Genomic DNA, 22,692 nt, shown 5'->3' with positions numbered 1-22,692 from the left:
ACTAGTAGAAGTCTCCCTAGATCACCGGCTGCCTGCGGGACTCCCTCGCAGGCAGCCGCCAGTATGACAAGCATCGCAACCACCGATTGTCCCGCGGATGGCGCGGCAGTCGGATCCGGCCGGAATGCGCGGCCAGAAAATGAGCTGGGTCCGTAGGGCGGAGGCAGTGGCCGTGGTGCCAGAAGACGCACACGCACGGGAAAACGTGTCGGTACCCCGTCGGGGAGCCGCATCCGTCGAGGGTGCCGCGTCCGTCGAGGGCGCCGCGTCCGTTCGGGAATCCGCGGAATTCTCCGGCACGCGTTCCGCCCCGGAAAACGCGGCGGCCTTGCGGGACGCGATCGCCGTGGTCGGCATTTCCTGCCGTTTTCCCCAGGCCCCCGACCCGGCCGCGTTCTGGCGTCTGCTCATCGAGGGCGAGAGCGCCGTCACGGAAACCCCCGCGGACCGCCTCGGCTCGCTCGCCGCCTCCGACCCCGACACGCCCCTGCCCCCCCGCCGTGGCGGCTGGCTCGACCACGTCGACCGCTTCGACGCCGGCTTCTTCGGCATCTCGCCGCGCGAGGCAGCGGCGATGGACCCCCAGCAGCGCCTGGTCCTCGAACTCGGCTGGGAGGCTCTGGAAGAGGCGGCCGTCGTCCCCGGCCGGCTGCGCGGCAGCCGCACCGGCGTCTTCGTCGGCGCCATCTGGGACGACTACGCGGCCCTCGCCCGGCGCCTCGGCCCCGAGGCAGTCGGCCGCCACACCCTCAGCGGCCTGAACCGCGGCATCATCGCCAACCGCCTCTCCTACGTCCTCGGTCTGCGCGGCCCCAGCCTCACCGTCGACGCCGGCCAGTCCTCCTCGCTCGTCGCCGTGCACCTCGCCTGCGAGAGCCTGCGCAGCGGAGAGAGCGAACTCGCCCTGGCGGGCGGCGTCAACCTCACCCTCGCCCCCGACAGCGACCTCGCCTGCGCCGGCTTCGGCGCGCTCTCCCCGGACGGCGCCTGCTTCACCTTCGACGCCCGCGCCAACGGCTATGTGCGCGGCGAGGGCGGCGCACTCGTCCTCCTCAAGCCCCTCGCCCGCGCCCTGGCCGACGGCGACCGCATCCACTGCGTCATCCGGGGCAGCGCCACCAACAACGACGGCGGCGGCGACGGCCTCACCGCCCCCCTGCGGGAGGCCCAGGAGGAAGTCCTGCGCCTCGCCTACCGCGACGCCGGCCTCGACCCGTCCGAGGTCCAGTACGTCGAACTCCACGGCACCGGCACCCGGCTCGGCGACCCCGTCGAGGCCGCCGCCCTCGGCACTGTCGTCGGACGCGCCCGCACGGACGGCCGCCCCCTGCTCGTCGGCTCGGTGAAGACGAACATCGGTCACCTGGAGGGCGCGGCCGGCATCGCCGGACTGGTGAAGACCGTGCTGTCGCTCCGCCACGGCCGCATCCCCGCCAGCCTCAACCACGAGCAGCCCAACCCCGCGATCCCCCTCGACGACCTCAACCTGCGTGTCGCGACCGCGTCCCTGCCGTGGCCGGGCGGGACCACGCCACGCCGGGCGGGCGTCAGCTCGTTCGGCATGGGCGGCACCAACTGCCACGTGGTGCTGGAGGAATGGCCCCACACCGAGACGGCCGGCACGGCCGGCGGGCGGCCACGGGGGCGTCGTAGCGCTCCGGTGGCCGAGACCGACGGCACGGACACGACCCGGAGCCACGCGACCGGCGCGGCCCTGCCCGGCACCGGCCGTGCGCCCCTGCCCTGGATCGTCTCCGGCCGCACGGACAAGGCGCTGCGCGCCCAGGCCACGCGGCTGCTCGCCCATCTGGAGGCCCACCCCGCCGCCGGCGCGGCCGACGTCGCCTACTCCCTGGCCGAGACGAGGACCCGCTTCGAGCACCGCGCCGTCGTCCTCGGCACGGACCGCGAGGACCTGCTGCGCGGCCTCACCGCCCTGGCCTCCGGCGCCCCGACCCCTGACGTCGTCACCGGAGTGTTCGAACCGGCCGCCACGACCACATCCCAGGGCGCCACCGCCTTCCTCTTCGCGGGCCAGGGCTCGCAGCGCCCCGGCATGGGCCGCGAGCTGTACGAGACGTACCCGGTGTTCGCGGACGCCTTCGACGCGGTCGACGCCGAACTTCCCTTCGCCCTGCGGGAGATCGTGTTCGGCGAGGACGCCGACCGCCTCAACCGCACCGAGTACGCCCAGCCCGCGCTCTTCGCCCTCGAAGTCGCCCTGTTCCGCCTCGCCGAGTCCTTCGGAGTGCGTCCCGACGTGCTCTTCGGACACTCCGTCGGCGAGATCGCCGCCGCGCACGTGGCCGGCCTGTGGTCCCTGGCCGACGCCTGCCGCGTCGTCGTCGCGCGCGGCCGGCTGATGCAGGCGCTCCCCGGCGGCGGCGCCATGGTCTCCGTCCAGGCTTCCGAGGACGAGGTGCTGCCCCTGCTCGCCGGACGGGAGGACCGGCTCGGCATCGCGGCGGTCAACGGCCCCGCCGCGATCGTCGTCTCCGGTACCGCCGACGCCGTCGAGGAGGTGGCGGCCCACTTCCGCGCCCTCGACCGCAAGGTGACGGCCCTGCGCGTCAGCCACGCCTTCCACTCGCCGCTCATGGAGCCCATGCTCGACGAGTTCCGCACGGTGCTCGCCGACGTCACCTACGGCCGGCCGGACCTGCCCGTCGTCTCCGACGTCACCGGCCGCACCGCCACCCTCGACGAACTGACCTCCCCGGACTACTGGACCCGCCACGTCCGCCACACCGTGCGGTACGCCGACGGCATCCGCACCCTGCGGGACCAGGGCGTCCGGCACCTCGTCGAACTCGGCCCCGACGGCACACTGACCGCCCTCGCCGAACAGACCCTGGACACCGACGACGTCCTCGCCGTCCCGACCCTGCGCAAGGACCGCCCCGGCGCCCGCTCCTTCCTCGGAGCGCTCGCCGCCCTCCACACCACGGGCCTGCCCGTCGACTGGACCCCCGTCCTCACCGCGCACGGCGCCCGCCGCACGGACCTGCCCACGTACGCCTTCTGCCGCCGCCGCTACTGGCTGGCCGACACGGTCACGGTTCCGCAGCCCGGGATGACCTCCGCCGAGCCGCGAACGGCCGCCGCCGACACCCAAGGCACGGACGCTGTCGAGGATGTCGACGGCATCGACAACGTCGAGGACGTCGAGGGCATCGAGGGGATCGAGGACGCGGCCTCGACGCTGCGCGCCCGTCTCGACCGGCTGTCTCCGCGCGAGCGCCGCACGACCCTGCTGGACCTGGTCCGCACCCACGCCGCCGCCATCCTCAGCCACGACTCCGCGGACGAGGTCGAACCCCGGCGCACCTTCAAGGATCTGGGCTTCGACTCCCTCACCTCCGTCGACCTGCGCAACCGTCTCAGGGCCGCGACCGGACTGCGCCTGCCGGCCTCCCTGCTCTTCGACCACCCCACACCGGAAGCGGTGGCGGGCCACCTGGAGGAGCAGCTCTCCCCGGCCACCGACCGCAAGGAACTCGCACTCCGGACCCCGGCGGGCACGGACGGCGACCCGGTGGTCATCGTCGGTATGGCGTGCCGTTTCCCGGGTGGGGTGGGTTCGCCGGAGGATCTGTGGCGGTTGGTGCGCGAGGGCGGTGACGCCATCGGCGCGTTCCCGGCCGACCGCGGCTGGGACCTGGACGCCCTGTACGACCCTGAGCCGGGCCGGGCCGGACACACGTATGTCCGCGAGGGCGGATTCCTTGACGACGCGGCCGAGTTCGATGCCGGTCTGTTCGGGATCTCTCCGCGTGAGGCGCTGGCGATGGATCCGCAGCAGCGGTTGCTGCTGGAGACGTCGTGGGAGGTGTTCGAGCGGGCCGGGATCGACCCGGCGAGCCTGCGCGGCTCCCGCACCGGCGTCTTCGCCGGCCTCGTGGAACAGGGATACGGAGCCCGTCTGCGTGACGCCGTCGAGCAGTCCGACGGTTACCTCCTCACCGGTACGACCCTGAGCGTGGCCTCGGGTCGTATCGCGTACACCTTCGGGTTCGAGGGGCCGGCGGTGACGGTGGACACGGCGTGCTCGTCCTCGCTGGTCGCCCTGCATCTGGCTGTGCAGGCGCTGCGGGCGGGGGAGTGCGACCTCGCTCTGGCCGGTGGTGTGACGGTGATGGCGGGCCCGGAGATGTTCGTGGAGTTCTCGCGGCAGCGGGGGCTGGCGTCGGACGGGCGGTGCAAGGCGTTCTCGGACAGTGCGGACGGCACGGCGTGGTCGGAGGGCGTGGGCCTGCTGCTGGTGGAGCGGCTGTCGGACGCGCGCCGTAACGGGCATCGTGTGCTGGCCGTGGTCGCCGGGTCTGCGGTGAATCAGGATGGTGCCTCGAACGGTCTCACCGCGCCGAACGGTCCCTCCCAGCAGCGGGTCATCCGGCAGGCGCTCGCCGGCGCCGGACTCAAGCCGGGTGATGTGGATGCGGTGGAGGCGCACGGTACCGGCACGCCGCTCGGTGACCCGATCGAGGCGCAGGCGCTCCTCGCGACTTACGGGCAGGACCGCGAAGAGCCGCTGTGGCTGGGGTCGTTGAAGTCGAACATCGGTCACACGCAGGCTGCTGCCGGTGTGGGTGGTGTGATCAAGATGGTGATGGCGATGCGGCACGGTCTGCTGCCTCGCACGCTGCATGTGGACGAGCCGTCGTCGCATGTGGACTGGACGGCCGGTGACATCGCGCTGCTCACGGAGGAGCGGGAGTGGCCGCGGGTGGAGGACCGTCCGCGTCGGGCGGGTGTGTCGTCGTTCGGTATCAGCGGCACCAACGCCCACGTCATCCTGGAGGAGGCGACGGAGGAAGCGGCGTTCCAGGACGCGGCCCCCGAACGGGACGCCTTCGACACCGGCGGACGCACGTTCCCGCTGGTGCTGTCCGCGGCCGACCCCGACGCCCTGCGCGCCCAGGCCGCGCGTCTCGACGCGTTCCTCTCGGCGCACGCACAGCTGACGCCTGCGGACCTCGGCCTGTCGCTCGCCACCACGCGCAGCACGCTGGACCACCGCGCCGTGCTGCTGGCCGCAGACCGGGACGAACTCGAACGCGGCCTCGCCGCCCTGGCAGCCGGTGACACCGACCCCCACCTGATCACCGGTGCCGACGACCGCGCGGGCCGCCGAGTCGCGTTCCTCTTCGCCGGTCAGGGCTCGCAGCGGCTGGGTATGGGCCGCGAGCTGTACGAGACGTACCCGGTGTTCGCGGAGGCCTTCGACGCGGTGGACGCCGAACTCCCCTTCGACTTGAAGGCGGTCGTCTTCGGCGAGGACGAAGAGGCACTGAGCCGCACCGAGTTCACCCAGCCCGCCCTGTTCGCCCTCGAAGTGGCGCTGTTCCGGTTGCTGGAGTCCTGGGGGGTGCGCCCGGACGTGCTGGCCGGGCACTCGATCGGTGAGATCGCGGCCGTACATGTGGCGGGCATGTGGTCCCTGGCGGACGCGTGCCGCCTGGTGGTGGCGCGCGGCCGGCTGATGCAGGCCCTCCCGGCGGGTGGGGCGATGGTGGCGCTGCAGGCGGCGGAGGAGGAGGTGCTGCCGTTCGTCGATGACGTGCGGGTGGGCCTGGCGGCGGTCAACGGTCCGCAGGCGGTGGTGATCGCCGGCACCGCCGAGGCCGTCGAAGAGGTGGCGGCGCACTTCCGGACGCAGGAGCGCAAGGTCACCGCTCTGAGGGTGAGCCACGCCTTCCATTCGCCGCTGATGGAGCCGATGCTCGCCGACTTCCGCAAGGTTACCGAGAGCCTGACGTACGAGCGGCCGGGACTGCCCCTCGTCTCCACCCTCACCGGCGCCCCCGCGGACCCGGCCGAGCTGATGACCCCGGAGTACTGGGTGCGGCATGTCCGCCGGACCGTCCGTTACGCCGACGCGGTGAGCGCGCTCGCCGAGCAGGGCATCACCCGGTTCGTCGAACTGGGCCCCGACGGCACCCTCACCGCGCTCGCCCAGGCGTCCCTGGACGCCGACGGCACCGGGCGCCTGATCCTGCCCTCCCTGCGCAAGGACCGCCCGGAGACCGAGGCCCTGCTCGCCACGGTGGCCACACTGTTCACCCGCGGCGGCGAAGTCGACTGGGCCGCCTTCTTCACGGGCAGCGGCGCCCGCACCGTCCCGCTGCCGACGTACGCCTTCCAGCGCAGGACCTACTGGCCGACCCCTGCCCCCGAACGCCACACCGGAGACATCGCCGGACTCGGCCTCACCTCCGCGGACCACCCGCTGCTCGGCGCGGCCGTCACCCCGGCCGACTCGGACGGCGTGGTCGTCACCGGACGGCTGTCGCTGCGCTCGCACCCGTGGCTGCGCGACCACGTCGTCGCCGGCGCCGTCCTGTTCCCCGGGACGGGCTTCCTGGAACTCGTCCTCCACGGTGCCGAACAGGTCGGCTGCGACCGCGTGGAGGAACTGACCATCGCCGTGCCGCTCGTCCTCCCCGAGGACGGCGCCGTACAGATCCAGGTGCTGGTCGACGGTCCCGACGACGCGGGCAGCCGCAGCGTCAGCGTCTTCTCCCGGCCCGACCACGCTTCTGCGGACGAGGCGTGGACCCTCAACGCCAGCGGTGTCGTCGGCACCGACCCGCCTGGTCCGGCCGAGTCGTTCGACTTCGGCGTGTGGCCCCCGCGCGGCGCGGTGGCCGAACCCGTCGAGGGCGCGTACGACCGTTTCGCGGGCCTGGGCCTGTCGTACGGCCCGGTGTTCCGCGGGCTGCGCGCACTGTGGCGGCGCGGTGAGGAGGTGTTCGCCGAGGTCGCACTGTCCGAGGCCCACCAGGAACTCGCCGACCGCTTCGGCGTGCACCCCGCACTGCTGGACTCCGTCCTGCACGCCGTCCTGCACGGCGCCTTCGGCGGCGACACCTCGCTGCGGCTGCCGTTCTCATGGAGCGGTGTGTCGCTGTGGGCCACCGGCGCCCGTGAGCTGCGCGTCCGCGTGGCTCCCGCCGGAGCGGACACGGTCGCCCTGGACCTCGCCGACTCGGCCGGCGGAGCCGTGGCCGCCGTCGACGCGCTGGTGCTGCGACAGGTCACCGGCGAGCTCGACACGGCCGACGGCGGCCGGCAGCAGGACGGCCTCTTCCAGGTCGACTGGACGCGGGTGCCGACGGCCGCCGGACCCGTTCCCGAGGTGCGTGCCGGCCTGCCCTCCGCGGGCGAGGCCCTCCCCCGGGACGTGCTCGTGCGCATCGAGCGCCCCGCCGACACCACTCCGGCCGCCGCCCACGCCGTGGCCACCGACACCCTCGCGCTGGTGCGTGAGTGGCTGGCGGAGGAGCGGTTCGAGGGTGCTCGGTTGGTGGTCGTGACGGAGGGTGCGGTCGCTGCCGAGGCGACGGGCGCCGATCCGGTTCTGGCTGCGGTGTGGGGTCTGGTGCGTGCGGCGCGGGCGGAGGCGCCGGGGCGGTTCGTGCTGCTGGACGTGGACGGTGCTGAGGAGTCCTGGGCGGTTGTCGCGGGGGCGTTGGCTTCGGGTGAGCCGGAGTTGGCGGTGCGCGGCGGGGCCGTGTACGTGCCGCGGCTGGGGCGTGCGTCGAGTAGCGGTGTGCTGACGGCTCCGGTGGGGGAGTCGTGGCGGCTGGACATTGCTGAGAAGGGCACGCTGGAGGGGCTGGCCCTCGTCCCCGTCGACGTTCGGTCGGAGCTGGGGGAGGGGCAGGTCCGGATCGCCGTCCGCGCGGCGGGTGTGAACTTCCGCGACGTTCTCAACGCGCTCGGCATGTATCCGGGTGACGCGAGGGACTTCGGTCTCGAAGGCGCCGGTGTGGTGACCGAGGTCGGCCCCGGTGTGACCGGACTGGCGGTCGGCGACCGGGTGTTCGGCATGTTCTCGGGTGCGTTCGGGCCGGTCGCGGTTGCGGATGTGCGGACGATCGCCCGGATTCCGTCGGGGTGGACGTTCGCGCAGGCGGCTTCCACTCCGATCGTGTTCCTGACGGCGTACTACGCGCTGAACGACCTCGGGGCGCTGCGCGAGGGCGAGCGGGTCCTGGTGCATGCGGCTGCCGGTGGTGTGGGTATGGCGGCGACGCAGTTGGCCCGGCATCGTGGCGCCGAGGTGTTCGGTACGGCGAGCACGGGCAAGTGGGATCACCTTCGCGCACTGGGCTTGGACGACCGGCACATTGCCTCCTCACGTGACACGGACTTCGAGGCGGCTTTCCTGGCGGTGACAGGCGGCCAGGGTGTGGACGTCGTACTCGACTCGCTGGCCGGTGAGTTCGTGGACGCCTCGCTTCGGCTGCTGCCGCGGGGCGGACGGTTCCTGGAGATGGGCAAGACGGATGTCCGCGACCCCGAGGTGGTTGCCGCCGCGCATCCGGGTGTGAGGTATCAGGCGTTCGATCTGATGGACGTGGCGCCCGAGCGGATCGGGCAGATGCTCGCCGACCTGGTGGAGCTGTTCGAGGCGGGTGTCCTGAAGCCGCTTCCGGTTACGTGCTGGGATGTGCGGCGCGCCCCGGAGGCGTTCCGCTACCTGTCGCAGGCGCGCCATGTCGGCAAGGTGGTGCTGACGGTTCCGGTGCCGCTGGACCCTGAGGGCACGGTGTTGGTGACGGGTGGCACGGGGGGTCTGGGTGCGCTGGTCGCCCGGCACCTGGTCACCGAGCACGGCGTACGGCACCTGCTCCTCGCCAGCCGCCGCGGCCTCGACGCGCCCGGTGCCGCAGAACTCGCCGCTCAGCTGGGCGAGTTGGGTGCTCGTGCTGAGGTGGTCGCCGTAGACGTCGCCGACCGCGACCAGGTGTCCGCCATGCTGGGCACGATTCCGGCCGAGCATCCGCTGACGGCCGTCGTCCACGCCGCCGGCATGGTCGATGACGGTGTCGTGGCGTCGCTGACGCCGGAGCGTGTGTCCCGGGTGCTGCGGCCGAAGGCCGACGCGGTGACTCATCTGCACGAGCTGACCGCCGACGCGGACCTGGCCGCGTTCGTCGTCTTCTCGTCCGTCATGGGCACCTTCGGCGGTGCCGGTCAGGCCAACTACGCGGCGGCGAACGCCTTCCTGGACGCCTTCGCCGGCGTACGCCGCTCGGCCGGTCTGCCCGCGACGTCCCTGGCGTGGGGCCCGTGGGCTCCGGGAGCGGGTATGACGGCGGAGCTGTCCGAGGCCGACCTGCGCCGCATGGCCCGCGAGGGCATGCAGCCGCTCGCGCCTGAGCGCGGACTCGCGCTCCTGGATGTCGCACTGGAGCGGGGCGCTGCGCTGGAGCGGGCCGCCGTCGTGCCGATGGAGCTCGACCTCGCCGGCATGCGTCGGCGCGCGGCCGACGAAGTGCCCGCGCTGCTGCGGGCCCTGGTCCGGGTCCGTACCCGCCGCAAGGCCGAAGTGGGCGCCGGAACCCACGCCCAGGATCTCAAGGCCCAGCTCATGGCGGCGCTGCCGGCCGACCGGCACCGGCTCGTCTCGGAGCTGGTCCGTGGCACGGCAGCCGCCGTCCTCGGCCACGGTTCGGCAGCCGACATCGAGCCGGAGCACACCTTCAAGGAACTCGGTTTCGACTCCCTGACCTCGGTCGAACTGCGCAACCGAGTCAACGCGGCCACCGGGATGCGGCTCCCCGCCACTCTGATCTTCGACTACCCCACGCCGGCCGCCCTGGTCCAGCACATCACGACCGAACTGGTCGGCGGCGCCGAGCCCGCGAGCGAGGCACTGCTCCCGGCCCCGGTCGGCGTGGGCGACGACCCGGTGGTCATCGTCGGTATGGCGTGCCGTTTCCCGGGTGGGGTCGGTTCGCCGGAGGACTTGTGGCGGTTGGTGCGCGAGGGCGGTGACGCCATCGGTGCGTTCCCGGCCGACCGCGGCTGGGACCTGGACGCCCTGTACGACCCCGAGCCGGGCCGGGCCGGACACACGTACGTCCGCAAGGGCGGCTTTCTCTACGACGCTCCGCTCTTTGACGCCGCCCTGTTCGGTATCTCTCCGCGTGAGGCGCTGGCGATGGATCCGCAGCAGCGGTTGCTGCTGGAGACGTCGTGGGAGGTGTTCGAGCGGGCCGGGATCGACCCGGCGAGCCTGCGCGGCTCCCGCACCGGCGTCTTCGCCGGCGCCATGGCCCAGGACTACGGTACGTCGCTGCGCGGCACCTCCGAGGGCACGGACGGCTACCTCCTGACCGGCAACACCGGCAGCGTGGCGTCTGGTCGTATCGCGTACACCTTCGGGTTCGAGGGTCCGGCGGTGACGGTGGACACGGCGTGCTCGTCCTCGCTGGTCGCCCTGCACCTGGCCGTGCAGGCCCTGCGCTCCGGGGAATGCGACCTGGCGCTGGCCGGCGGTGTGACCGTCATGTCCACCCCGGACACCTTCCTGGAGTTCTCGCGGCAGCGGGGGCTGGCGTCGGACGGCCGGTGCAAGGCGTTCTCGGACGGCGCGGACGGCACGGCCTGGTCGGAGGGTGTGGGCCTGCTGCTGGTGGAGCGGCTGTCGGACGCACGCCGTAACGGTCACCGTGTGCTGGCCGTGGTCGCCGGGTCGGCGGTGAACCAGGACGGTGCCTCGAACGGTCTCACCGCGCCGAACGGTCCCTCCCAGCAGCGGGTCATCCGGCAGGCGCTCGCCGGCGCCGGCCTCAGGCCCGCCGACGTCGACGCCGTTGAGGCGCACGGCACCGGCACCCCGCTCGGCGACCCCATCGAGGCGCAGGCGCTCCTCGCCACCTACGGGCAGGACCGTGAACAGCCGCTGTTCCTCGGATCGTTGAAGTCCAACATCGGCCATGCCCAGGCCGCCGCCGGTGTCGGTGGTGTGATCAAGATGGTGATGGCGATGCGGCACGGCATCCTGCCTCGCACGCTCCACGTGGGGGAGCCGTCCTCGCATGTGGACTGGACGGCCGGTGACATCGCGCTCCTCACGGAGGAGCGGGAGTGGCCGCGAGCGGCGGACCGTCCGCGGCGGGCGGGTGTGTCCTCGTTCGGCATCAGCGGCACCAACGCCCACGTCATCCTCGAAGAAGCCCCCTTGGACGCCAGTCAGGGTGCCGCCGAGACTCCGGCCGAAGCGGACGGGACCGCGCCGGCGCAGGACTCGACGTTCCCGCGGGTCCTGCCCTGGGTGCTGTCCGCGGCGGGCGGTGCGCTGCCCGCGCAGGCGCAGCAGCTGGCTCGCTTCATAGAAGCCCGCCCGGACCTCGCCCTCGCCGACACCGCCCTCGCCCTGGCCACCACCCGGACCATGCTGGAGCACCGCGCCGTAGTCCTCGCTGGCGACCGCGACGAGCTGCTGAGCGCGCTCCATTCCCTGGCGGAGGGCGGGACTGAACCCGGCACCGTCCAGAGCACGGTCCAGACCAGCGGTCGTACGGCATTCCTCTTCGCCGGCCAGGGCTCGCAACGTCTCGGTATGGGCCGGGAGTTGTACGAGACGTTCTCCGTCTTCGCGGAGGCCTTCGACGCGGTGGACGCGGAACTACCGTTCGATCTGAAGGCGGTCGTCTTCGGTGAGGACGAGGACGTTCTGAGCCGCACCGAGTACGCCCAGCCCGCGCTGTTCGCCCTGGAAGTGGCGCTGTTCCGGTTGCTGGAGTCGTGGGGTGTGCGCCCGGACGTGCTGGCCGGGCATTCGATCGGTGAGATCGCGGCGGCACACGTCGCCGGGGTGTGGTCGCTTGCGGACGCGTGTCGTCTGGTGGTGGCGCGCGGCCGGCTGATGCAGGCGTTGCCGGCGGGTGGGGCGATGGTGGCGCTGCAGGCGGCGGAGGAGGAGGTGCTGCCGTTCGTCGATGACGTGCGTGTGGGCTTGGCCGCGGTCAACGGTCCGCAGGCCGTGGTGGTCTCGGGTGAGGCGGACGCGGTGGAGAAGGTCGCGGCGCACTTCCGCGCCCAGCAGCGCAAGGTGACGGCGCTGCGGGTCAGCCACGCCTTCCACTCGCCGTTGATGGAGCCGATGCTCGCCGGCTTCCGGGCCGTGGCCGAAAGCCTGACCCCGGCGGAGCCGCGCATTCCGATCGTCTCCACCCTGACCGGCGAGTCCGCTACCGCCGCAGAGCTGATGTCGGCCGAGCACTGGGTCGAGCACGTACGGCGCCCGGTGCGCTTCGCCGACGGAGTGCGGCGCCTGGAGGGGCAGGGCGTCACCCGGTACGTGGAGCTGGGCCCCGACGGCACCCTGACCGCTCTCGCCCAGTCGGCCACCCACGACGCCGAGAACCGCCTGCTCGTTCCCGCACTCCGCAAGAACCGCCCCGAGGCCCGCTCCGTCCTGTCGGCGGCAGCCGAACTCTTCACCCTGGGCACGGCACTCGACTGGAGCGCCCTGTTCGCCGGCACGTCCGCGGACGCCCGGTCCGCTGCGGAGCTGCCGACGTACGCCTTCCAGCGCCGCCGCTTCTGGCCCTCGGCCGCCGCGCTGCGGGCCAAGGACCTCGGCGCCGTGGGTCTGGGTTCGGCGGAGCACCCGTTGCTGGGTGCGGCGGTGGAGCTGGCCGGTGGTGATGGTGAGGTACTGCTGACCGGCCGTCTGGCGCCGGCGGCGCAGGAGTGGCTGCGAGACCATGTGGTGGCCGGTTCGGTGGTGTTCCCGGGCACCGGTTTCCTCGAATTGGCGTTGCGGGCCGGTGAGTCGGCGGGCTGCGACCGGGTGGAGGAGCTGACGATCGCGGCGCCGCTGGTGCTGCCCGAGCGTGGTGGTGTGCGGGTCCAGGTGCGGGTCGGTGCGGCGGACGACTCCGGTCGGCGCCCCCTGGAGATCCACTCCCGCAACGAGGACCTGACGGATGACCGGCCGTGGACCCTCCACGCCACCGGCACCCTGGCCGAACTCACGGACCCCGCTCCCCGGACCGCCTTCGACTTCGCGGTGTGGCCGCCGCAGGAGGCGGTCGCGGAGCCCGTCGAGGACGTGTACGACCGTTTCGCGGCCCTGGGGCTGTCGTACGGGCCGGTGTTCCGCGGCCTGCGCAGCGTCTGGCGCCGGGGCGAGGAGGTCTTCGCCGAGGTCGCCCTGCCCGAGGAGGAGCGGGAGACGGCTGCTGGGCGGTTCGGTCTGCATCCGGCGCTGCTGGACGCCTCGTTGCATGCGGTGTTGTTCTCGTCGGTGTTCGGTGACGGCCGGGCCCGGTTGCCGTTCTCGTGGGCCGGGGTGTCGCTGTGGGCGTCGGGGGCGCGGGAGCTGCGCGTGCGGTTGGCCCCGGTCGGCGCCGACACCGTCACCCTCGAACTTGCCGATGCAGCCGGTGAGTTGGTCGCAGGTGTCGAGTCGCTGACCCTGCGCGAGGCGACCGGCGCGCTCACCGCGACCGACGCCGGCAGGCCCGACAGCCTCTTCCAGCTGGACTGGACGCCGATGCCCGTACCGGTCGCCCCGGAGGGACCGGCGTACGCAGCCCACCTCTCCGACGAGCTGCCTGGTGGCGCGGTCGAACCCGGCACGGACGTCCTGATCCGGGTGAAGCGGCCGGCCGGCGATGCGGCCGACGCCGCTCACGAGGTCACCCGCACGGTGCTCGCCCATGTGCAGACCTGGCTGGCGGAAGAGCGGTACGAGGACGCTCGGTTGGTGGTCGTGACCCAGGGCGCCGTGGCCGTAGGCGAGGACGACCCCGACCCGGCTCAGGCTGCGGTGTGGGGTCTGGTGCGTGCGGCGCGGACGGAGGCGCCGGGGCGGTTCGTGCTGCTGGACGTGGACGGTGCTGAGGAGTCCAGGGCGGTTGTCGCGGGGGCGTTGGCTTCGGGTGAGCCGGAGTTGGCGGTGCGCGGCGGAACTGTGTACGTGCCTCGGCTGGGCCGCGCGTCGACCACCGTTCTCCCGGCGCCGGTGGGCGAGACGTCATGGCGGCTGGACATCGTGGAGAAGGGCACCCTGGAGGGGCTCGCCCTCACGTCTGTCACCCCACCTGAGCCGGCGGAGGGGCAGGTCCGCATCGCCGTACGCGCGGCGGGCCTCAACTTCCGTGATGTGCTCAACGCCCTGGGCATGTATCCCGGCGACGCCAGGGACTTCGGCCTCGAGGGCGCCGGTGTGGTGACCGAGGTCGGCCCCGGTGTGACCGAACTGGCCGTCGGCGACCGGGTGATGGGCCTGTTCTCCGGCTCCTTCGGCCCGGTTGCCATCGCCGACGCACGCAGGGTCGCGCGGATCCCACGGGGATGGTCGTTCACGCAGGCGGCCTCGGTGCCGGTGGTCTTCCTGACGGCGTACTACGCGCTGAACGACCTCGGTGGGGTGCGTGCGGGCGAGCGCGTGTTGGTGCATGCGGCTGCCGGTGGTGTGGGCATGGCGGCGACGCAGTTGGCCCGGCATCGTGGCGCTGAGGTGTTCGGTACGGCGAGCGCCGGCAAGTGGGGCACCCTGCGTGCACTGGGCTTGGACGACCGGCACATCGCTTCGTCGCGTGACACGGACTTCGAGGCGGCTTTCCTGGCGGTGACGGACGGCCAGGGTGTGGATGTGGTGCTGGACTCGCTGGCCGGTGAGTTCGTGGACGCCTCGCTTCGGCTGCTGCCGCGGGGCGGACGGTTCCTGGAGATGGGCAAGACGGATGTCCGTGACCCCGAGGTGGTTGCCGCCGCGCATCCGGGTGTGAGGTATCAGGCGTTCGATCTGATGGACGTGGCGCCCGAGCGGATCGGGCAGATGCTCGCCGACCTGGTGGAACTGTTCGAGGCGGGTGTCCTGAAGCCACTGCCTGTCACGTGCTGGGATGTGCGGCGCGCCCCCGAGGCGTTCCGGTTCCTGTCGCAGGCGCGCCATGTCGGCAAGGTGGTGCTGACGGTTCCGGCGCCGCTGGACCCCGAGGGCACGGTGTTGGTGACGGGGGGCACGGGCGGTCTGGGCGCGCTGGTCGCCCGGCACCTGGTCACTGAGCACGGCGTACGGCACCTGCTGCTGGTCAGCCGTCGCGGTGCCGATGCGCCCGGCGCAAGGGAACTCACAGCGGAGCTGGGCGAGTTGGGCGCTCAGGTCGAGGTGGCCGCCGTAGACGTGGCCGACCGGGACCAGCTGTCCGCCGCCCTCGGTGCGATTCCGGCCGAGCATCCGCTGACGGCCGTCGTCCACACCGCCGGTGTCCTGGACGACGGCGTGGTCTCCGCCCTCACCCCCGACCGGCTGGCCCGCGTCCTGCGGCCGAAGGCCGACGCGGTGACCCATCTGCACGAGCTGACCGCCGACGCGGACCTGGCGGCGTTCGTCGTCTTCTCCTCCGTCGCGGGTACCTTCGGTGGCGCCGGTCAGGCCAACTACGCGGCGGCCAACGCCTTCCTGGACGCCTTCGCTGCCACCCGCCGCTCGGCAGGCCTGCCCGCCACATCCCTGGCCTGGGGTCCCTGGGCTCCCGGCTCCGGCATGACGGCGGAGCTGTCCGAGGCCGACCTGCGGCGTCTCGCGCGGGCCGGCATGCTCCCGCTCGCCCCCGAACAGGGCCTCGGGCTCCTGGACACGGCGCTGGCACTGGGCGGCGGTCTGGAGCGGGCCGTCGTCTTGCCGGTCGACCTGGACGTCGCGGCGCTCAGCCGCCGTACCCCACAGGACGTCCCTGCCCTGCTGCGCGGGCTCGTCCGCACGCGGGGCCGCCGCAAGGCCGAGCACGTGGAAGGACGGGGCGGCACCGACCTGCGGGAGCGGCTGCTGGCCCTGCCCGCCGTCGACCGGGAGCGGTTCCTGCGGGACTTCGTGTCGACGCAGGCCGCCGCCGTTCTGGGCCACGGCTCCACGCATCGTGTGGAGGCGGAGCAGACCTTCAAGGACCTCGGCTTCGACTCCCTCACCTCGGTCGAACTGCGCAACCGCCTCAACACCGCCACTGGTATGCGGCTGCCCGCCACGCTGGTCTTCGACCACCCCACCCCGGCCGAAGTGGCCCGCCTCATCCTGTCCGAGCTGGTGGACGACGGCTCCACCGAGACCGGCTCCGCTGCCGCGCTGCCCGCCGCGGTCGGCGTGGGCGACGACCCGGTGGTCATCGTCGGTATGGCGTGCCGGTTCCCGGGTGGGGTGGGTTCGCCGGAGGATCTGTGGCGGTTGGTGCGCGAGGGCGGTGACGCCATCGGTGCGTTCCCGGCCGACCGCGGCTGGGACCTGGACGCCCTCTACGACCCCGAGCCGGGCACACCGGGCCGCACCTACGTCCGCCAGGGCGGCTTCCTCTACGACGCCGCGTCCTTTGACGCCACGCTGTTCGGGATCTCTCCGCGTGAGGCGCTGGCGATGGATCCGCAGCAGCGGTTGCTGCTGGAGACGTCGTGGGAGGTGTTCGAGCGGGCCGGGATCGACCCGGCGAGCCTGCGCGGCTCCCGTACCGGCGTCTTCGCCGGCGCCATGGCCCAGGACTACGGCTCCTTCCTCCGCACCGGAGAACACGATTCCGGCGGCTATCTCATGACCGGCAACACCGGCAGCGTGGCCTCTGGTCGTATCGCGTACACCTTCGGGTTCGAGGGTCCGGCGGTGACGGTGGACACGGCATGCTCGTCCTCACTGGTCGCCCTGCACCTGGCGGTGCAGGCCCTGCGCTCCGGCGAGTGCGACCTGGCGCTGGCCGGCGGTGTGACCGTCATGGCGACACCGGAGACCTTCCTGGAGTTCTCGCGGCAGCGGGGGCTGGCGTCGGACGGGCGGTGCAAGGCGTTCTCGGACGATGCGGACGGCACGGCCTGGTCGGAGGGTGTGGGCCTGCTGCTGGTGGAGCGGCTGTCGGACGCACGCCGTAACGGTCACCGTGTGCTGGCCGTGGTCGCCGGGTCGGCGGTGAACCAGGACGGTGCCTCGAACGGTCTCACCGCGCCGAACGGTCCCTCCCAGCAGCGGGTCATCCGGCAGGCGCTCGCCGGCGCCGGCCTCAGGCCCGCCGACGTCGACGCCGTCGAGGCGCACGGCACCGGCACCCCGCTCGGCGACCCCATTGAGGCGCAGGCGCTTCTCGCCACCTACGGGCAGGACCGTGAACAGCCGCTGTTCCTCGGATCGTTGAAGTCGAACATCGGTCACACGCAGGCCGCCGCCGGTGTCGGTGGTGTGATCAAGATGGTGATGGCGATGCGGCACGGCGTCCTGCCTCGCACGCTGCACGTGGGGGAGCCGTCGTCGCATGTGGACTGGGCGGCCGGTGACATCGCGCTCCTCACGGAGGAGCGGGCATGGCCCAAGAGTGACCGTCCGCGCCGGGCCGGTGTGTCCTCGTTCGGCATCAGCGGCACCAACGCCCACGTCATCCTCGAAGAAGCCCCCCGGACGGCCCTGCGGACGGCCTCCCGGGCGACGACGGGCGACGGCGACCTGCCCGTCCAGACCGACGGCCGTGGCCGGACCGTCCTGCTGCCTCTCTCCGCCGCCGAACCCGCGGCGCTGCGCGCACAGGCGGAGCGGCTGGCGGAGTTCCTGTCGTCCGACCCGGCGCTGTCTCCGCAGGACGTCGGGCTCTCTCTGGCGACGACCCGGTCCGCGCTGGAGCACCGTGCGGTCGTGCTCGCCGCGGACCGGGAGCAGGCCCTGAGCGGCCTCCGGGCCGTCGCCCAGCAGGAGACGCCAGGGCATGTCGTCACCGGCACGGCGGCGGCCGGCAGCGGCCGTACGGCGTTCCTCTTCGCGGGCCAGGGCTCGCAGCGGCTCGGTATGGGCCGCGAGCTGTACGAGACGTTCCCCGCCTTCGCCGAGGCCTTCGACGCGGTCGACGCCGAACTCCCCTTCGATCTCAAGGCGGTCGTCTTCGGTGAGGACGCGGACGTACTGAACCGCACCGAGTACGCCCAGCCCGCGCTCTTCGCGCTCGAAGTGGCCCTGTTCCGGCTGCTGGAGTCGTGGGGTGTGCGTCCGGACGTGCTGCTCGGGCACTCGATCGGCGAGCTGGCCGCCGCGCACGTGGCCGGGGTGTGGTCGCTGGCGGACGCCTGCCGGCTCGTCGCGGCACGCGGCCGGCTGATGCAGGCCCTTCCCCAGGGCGGGGCGATGGTGTCGCTGCAGGCGTCGGAGGAGGAGGTGCTGCCGCTGCTCGCCGGCCGCGAGGCCGAGGCCGGCATGGCCGCCGTCAACGGTGCCGAGGCGACGGTCGTCGCCGGCACCGCGGAGGCCGTGGAGGAGATCGCCGCGCACTTCCGCGCCCAGGACCGCAAGGTGACGGCGCTGCGTGTCAGCCACGCCTTCCACTCGCCGCTGATGGAGCCGATGCTCGCCGACTTCCGGGCTGTGGCCGAGAGCCTCGCCTACGACCGGCCGCGGCTGACGATCGTCTCCGCGCTCACCGGCGATCCCGCCGACCCGGACGACCTGATGTCGCCCGAGTACTGGGTGCGGCACGTCCGGCACACCGTGCGCTTCGCCGACGGCGCCCGCCGGATCGCGGCCGAAGGCGCTGACGCCTGGCTGGAGTTGGGCCCCGACGGCACGCTCACCGCGCTGGTGCGCGCCGAGACGGTCGCCGACCCGGCCGCGCAGGCGCTGCACGTGCCCGCGCTGCGCAAGGACCGCGACGAGACCGGCGCCCTGCTCACGGCCGTCGCCGCCCTCCACACCCGCGGCACCGTACTGCGCTGGCCCGCCCTGTTCGCCGGGACCGGCGCCCGCCCGACCGCGCTGCCCACCTATCCCTTCCAGCGGCAGCACTTCTGGCCCCCGGCCCCCGCCGCCGCGGCCGGTGACGCGACCGGACTCGGACTCACCGCGTCCGGGCACCCGCTGCTCGGCGCGGAGGTCACGCTCGCCGAGGGCACGGGCGCCCTGCTCACCGGGCGGCTGTCGCTCGCGGCCCAGCCGTGGCTGCGCGACCACGCCGTCGCGGGCGCGGTCCTCTTCCCCGGCACGGGCTTCCTCGAACTCGCCCTGCACGCCGCCCGCCATGTCGGCTGCGCACGCGTCGCCGACCTCACCCTCGAAGCGCCGTTGGTCCTCCCGGAGGACGGCGGTGTCCGCGTCCAGGTCTCCGTCGGAGCGGCCGAGGAGTCGGGACGGCGGACCGTGTCGATCCACTCCCAGGCCGACACGCCGGACGCGACCGCCGACAGCTGGGTGCGACACGCCACGGGCCTCCTCGACGACGCCACGGACGCCACGAACGACCCGCAGGCGAAGGCCGATTGGGCCGACGGCCCCTCCACCGACGGCGACCGCATCCCGCTGGACGGCTTCTACGAGCGTCTCGCGGACGACGGTTACACCTACGGCCCCGTCTTCCAGGGCCTGCGCGCCGTCTGGCGGAACGGCGACGACATCCACGCCGACGTCCGGCTGCCCGCCGACCAGCAGGCCGAGGCCGCACGGCACGGACTGCACCCCGCCCTGCTGGACGCCGCCCTGCACGCCTGGCTCGCCGCCGGGCGGACCGGCGCCGACGGCACGGGTGCGGTACGGCTGCCGTTCGCGTGGAGCGGGGTCACCCTGGCCGCCGTGGGCGCCACCGCCGTACGGGTCCGGCTCACGCCCGTCGACGAGGACACGCTCGCGCTGACCGTCGTCGACACCGAGGGCCGGCTCGTCGCCCGCGTCGAGGCGCTCACCCTGCGGGAGCTGAGCCCCGAGGCCCTGGCCCCGGCGCGGGGCACCCGCACCGGAGTCGAGGAGGCGCTGTTCCGCCTCGACTGGAGCGAGCTGCCCGTTCCGTCCGAGGCACAGGCGGACCGCGACGCCCGCTGGGCCGTCGTCGGCCCGCGCATCGACTGGCTCACGGACACCGCGGCCGGCCACTACCCCGACCTCGCGGCGCTCGCCTCGGCCGTGGACGCGGGCACCGCCCTGCCGGAGTCGGTGCTCGTCGCGTGCGGGGGAGAGAACCGGCCTGCGGACACGTTGACGCCCGGCACCGAGGGCACCGGCGTTCCGGCCCACAGCTCAGACACCGCGGAAGCCACCACCGTGGAGACCGCCCGCACCGCCCTGCACGACACCCTCGCCCTGGTGCAGAACTGGCTCGCCGACGACCGCTTCGCCGCCGCCCGGCTCGTGCTCGTGACGCGCGGTGCCGTACCCGCCGAGGGCGACCGCGCCGCCGTGGACCCGGTCGCCGCCTCCCTGTGGGGACTGCTGCGCTCGGCCCAGTCGGAGCACCCCGGCCGCCTCACCCTGCTCGACCTGCCGCTGACCGGCCCCGGCTCCGGGAGCGCCGGTTCCGCCGAAGCGGCCCCGTTCGACCCCGCCGGGGACCACAGCACGCCGGGCGCGGTGGCGGCCGACCCGGCCGGGATCGTCACCGCCGCCCTCGCCACCGGCGAACCGCAGCTCGCCGTGCGCGGTGCGACCGTGTACGCGCCGCGGCTGGCCCCGGCCGGTACCGGAGGCAGCCTGCTGCCGCCGCCCGGCGAGCCGCTGTGGCGGCTGGACGTCACCACGCCCGGCACCCTCGACAGCCTGGCGCTCGTCGCCTGCCCCGAGGTCGGCGGGCCGCTCGCTCCGGGCCAGGTGCGGGTGGCGATGCGCGCCACCGGTGTGAACTTCCGTGACGTCCTGGTCTGCCTGGGCATGCTCGACCGCGAGGTGCCCGGCCGTGAGGGCGCCGGTGTGGTCCTGGAGACCGGACCGGGCGTCACCGGACTCGCCGCGGGCGACCGGGTGCTCGGACTGTTCTCCGGCGGGTACGGCCCCGTCGCCGTCACCGACCACCGGCTGCTGGCCCGCGTGCCCGGCGACTGGTCCTTCACCCAGGCCGCGGCGGCGCCCATCGTCTTCCTCAGCGCCTACCACGGCCTGGTCGACCTCGCCGGCCTGCGACCCGGCGAGTCCGTGCTGATCCACGCCGGCACCGGCGGCGTCGGCATGGCCGCCGTACAGCTCGCCCGGCACCTGGGCGCCGAGGTCTTCGCGACCGCGGCGCCCGCCAAGTGGCCGACGCTGCGCGCGATGGGGCTGGACGACGACCACATCGCCTCCTCGCGCGACACCGGGTTCGAGGAGAAGTTCCTCGCGGTCACCGGCGGCCGTGGCGTGGACGTCGTCCTCAACTCCCTCGCCCGGGAACTGGTCGACGCCTCACTGCGGCTGCTGCCACGCGGCGGACGGTTCGTCGAGATGGGCAAGACCGACCTGCGCGACCCGGCCGCGGTCGCCGCCGACCACCCCGGCGTGCTGTACCAGGCGTTCGACCTGCGCGACGTCGACCCCGGGCACACCGCGGAGATGCTCGCCGCCGTACTCGGCCTGTTCGAACAGCGGGCGCTGCGTCCGCTCCCGGTGACCACCTGGGACGTGCGCCGGGCCCCGGAGGCGTTCCGGTACCTCAGCCAGGCCCGGCACACCGGCAAGATCGTGCTCACCGTGCCCGACGTACCCGTGGACCTCACCCGCCCGGCCCACCCGGACGGCGTACCCGCCGCACCGGGGACGGAGCGCGCCGGCACCGTCCTGATCACCGGCGGCACCGGTACGCTCGGCGCGCTCCTCGCCCGGCACCTGGTGACCGGACACGGCGTACGGCACCTGCTGCTGACCAGCCGCAGCGGCCCCGACGCCCCCGGCGCCCGGGAACTCGCCGACGAACTGACCGGGCTCGGCGCCGAGGTCACCGTCGCCGCCTGCGACATCGCCGACCGCGACGCCCTGGCCCGGCTGCTCGCCGTGATCCCCGAACGGCACCCGCTCACCGCGGTCGTCCACGCGGCCGGCGTCCTCGACGACGGCATCCTCGACGGAATGACCCCCGAGCGCGTCGACCGGGTGCTGCGGCCCAAGGCGCAGGCCGCGTGGAACCTGCACGAACTCACCCGCCACAGCGACCTGTCGGCGTTCGTCCTGTTCTCCTCCGTGGCCGCCACCTTCGGCAGCCAGGGCCAGGCGAACTACGCCGCCGCCAACGCCTTCCTCGACGGCCTCGCCCACCACCGCAGGGCGCAGGGCCTGCCCGCGCTGTCCCTCGCCTGGGGCCTGTGGGACACCGACGCCGGCATGGCCGGCACGCTCGGCGCGGCCGACGTCCGCCGCATCGGCCGTATGGGTCTGGCGCCGCTGCCCGCCGACGAGGGCCTCGCCCTGTTCGACGCGGCGCTCGCCGCGGACCAGGCACTGCTGCTGCCCACCCGGCTCGACCTCGCGGGCCTCGCCCGCCGCGGCACCGAACCGCCCGCACTGCTCAGGGCTTTGGCCCGCACCCCCGTCCGGCGGGCCGCCGCGCCCGCCGCGACGGCGGCCGGCAGCCAGGACGCCGCCGACGGCGACGCGCCCACCGTGTCGTTCACGGAACAGCTGCGGCAACTGCCCGCGGAGGAACGCGAACGCGCCGCACTGGACCTGGTGCGCACCCACACCGCGGCGGTCCTCGGCCACTCCGACCCCGACGCGGTCGACGCCGACCGGCCGTTCAAGTCGCTCGGCTTCGACTCGCTCACCGCGGTCGAGATGCGCAACCGGCTCGGTACGGCCACCGGACTCACCCTGCGGGCCACGCTGATCTTCAGCTACCCGACCCCCGCGGTGCTCGCCCGGTACCTGCTGCAGCAGTGCGCCCCGAAGGACGAGCCCGAGCGGCGGCCGGCGGACCTCCTGCTCGCCGAACTGGACCGGTTGGAGTCGGCCATGGACGCCGTGGACGCCCCTGACAGCGCCTCCGCCGACGGCACCCCGGCCGACGACGGACTGAACGAGAAGGTGACCGCACGCCTCCGGGAGCTGCTGGCCCGGTGGACCGGCGGCACCGGTGGCACGACCCCCACGGCCGGCACCGGACTCGAGTCCGCGACGGACGACGAGATGTTCGACCTCATCAACAAAGAGCTGGGCATTTCCTGACCCCGACCGACCCCGGACCGCTCAGGACCCGACGT

1 protein-coding gene is annotated in these 22,692 nt (G+C 73.5%); it reads left to right on the top strand.

Annotated features, from left to right (window positions below; genetic code table 11):
* Nucleotides 1-346 precede the first annotated feature (346 nt).
* On the top strand, nt 347-22,657 hold the full coding sequence (locus OG956_RS01720; RefSeq protein ID WP_443065660.1) for an SDR family NAD(P)-dependent oxidoreductase: 22,311 nt from the start codon (nt 347-349) through the stop codon (nt 22,655-22,657).
* The last annotated feature ends 35 nt before the right edge of the window (nt 22,658-22,692 follow it).

This window comes from Streptomyces sp. NBC_00557 (assembly GCF_036345995.1).
GTDB lineage: Bacteria > Actinomycetota > Actinomycetes > Streptomycetales > Streptomycetaceae > Streptomyces.
This window is presented reverse-complemented; position numbering and strand designations above follow the sequence as displayed.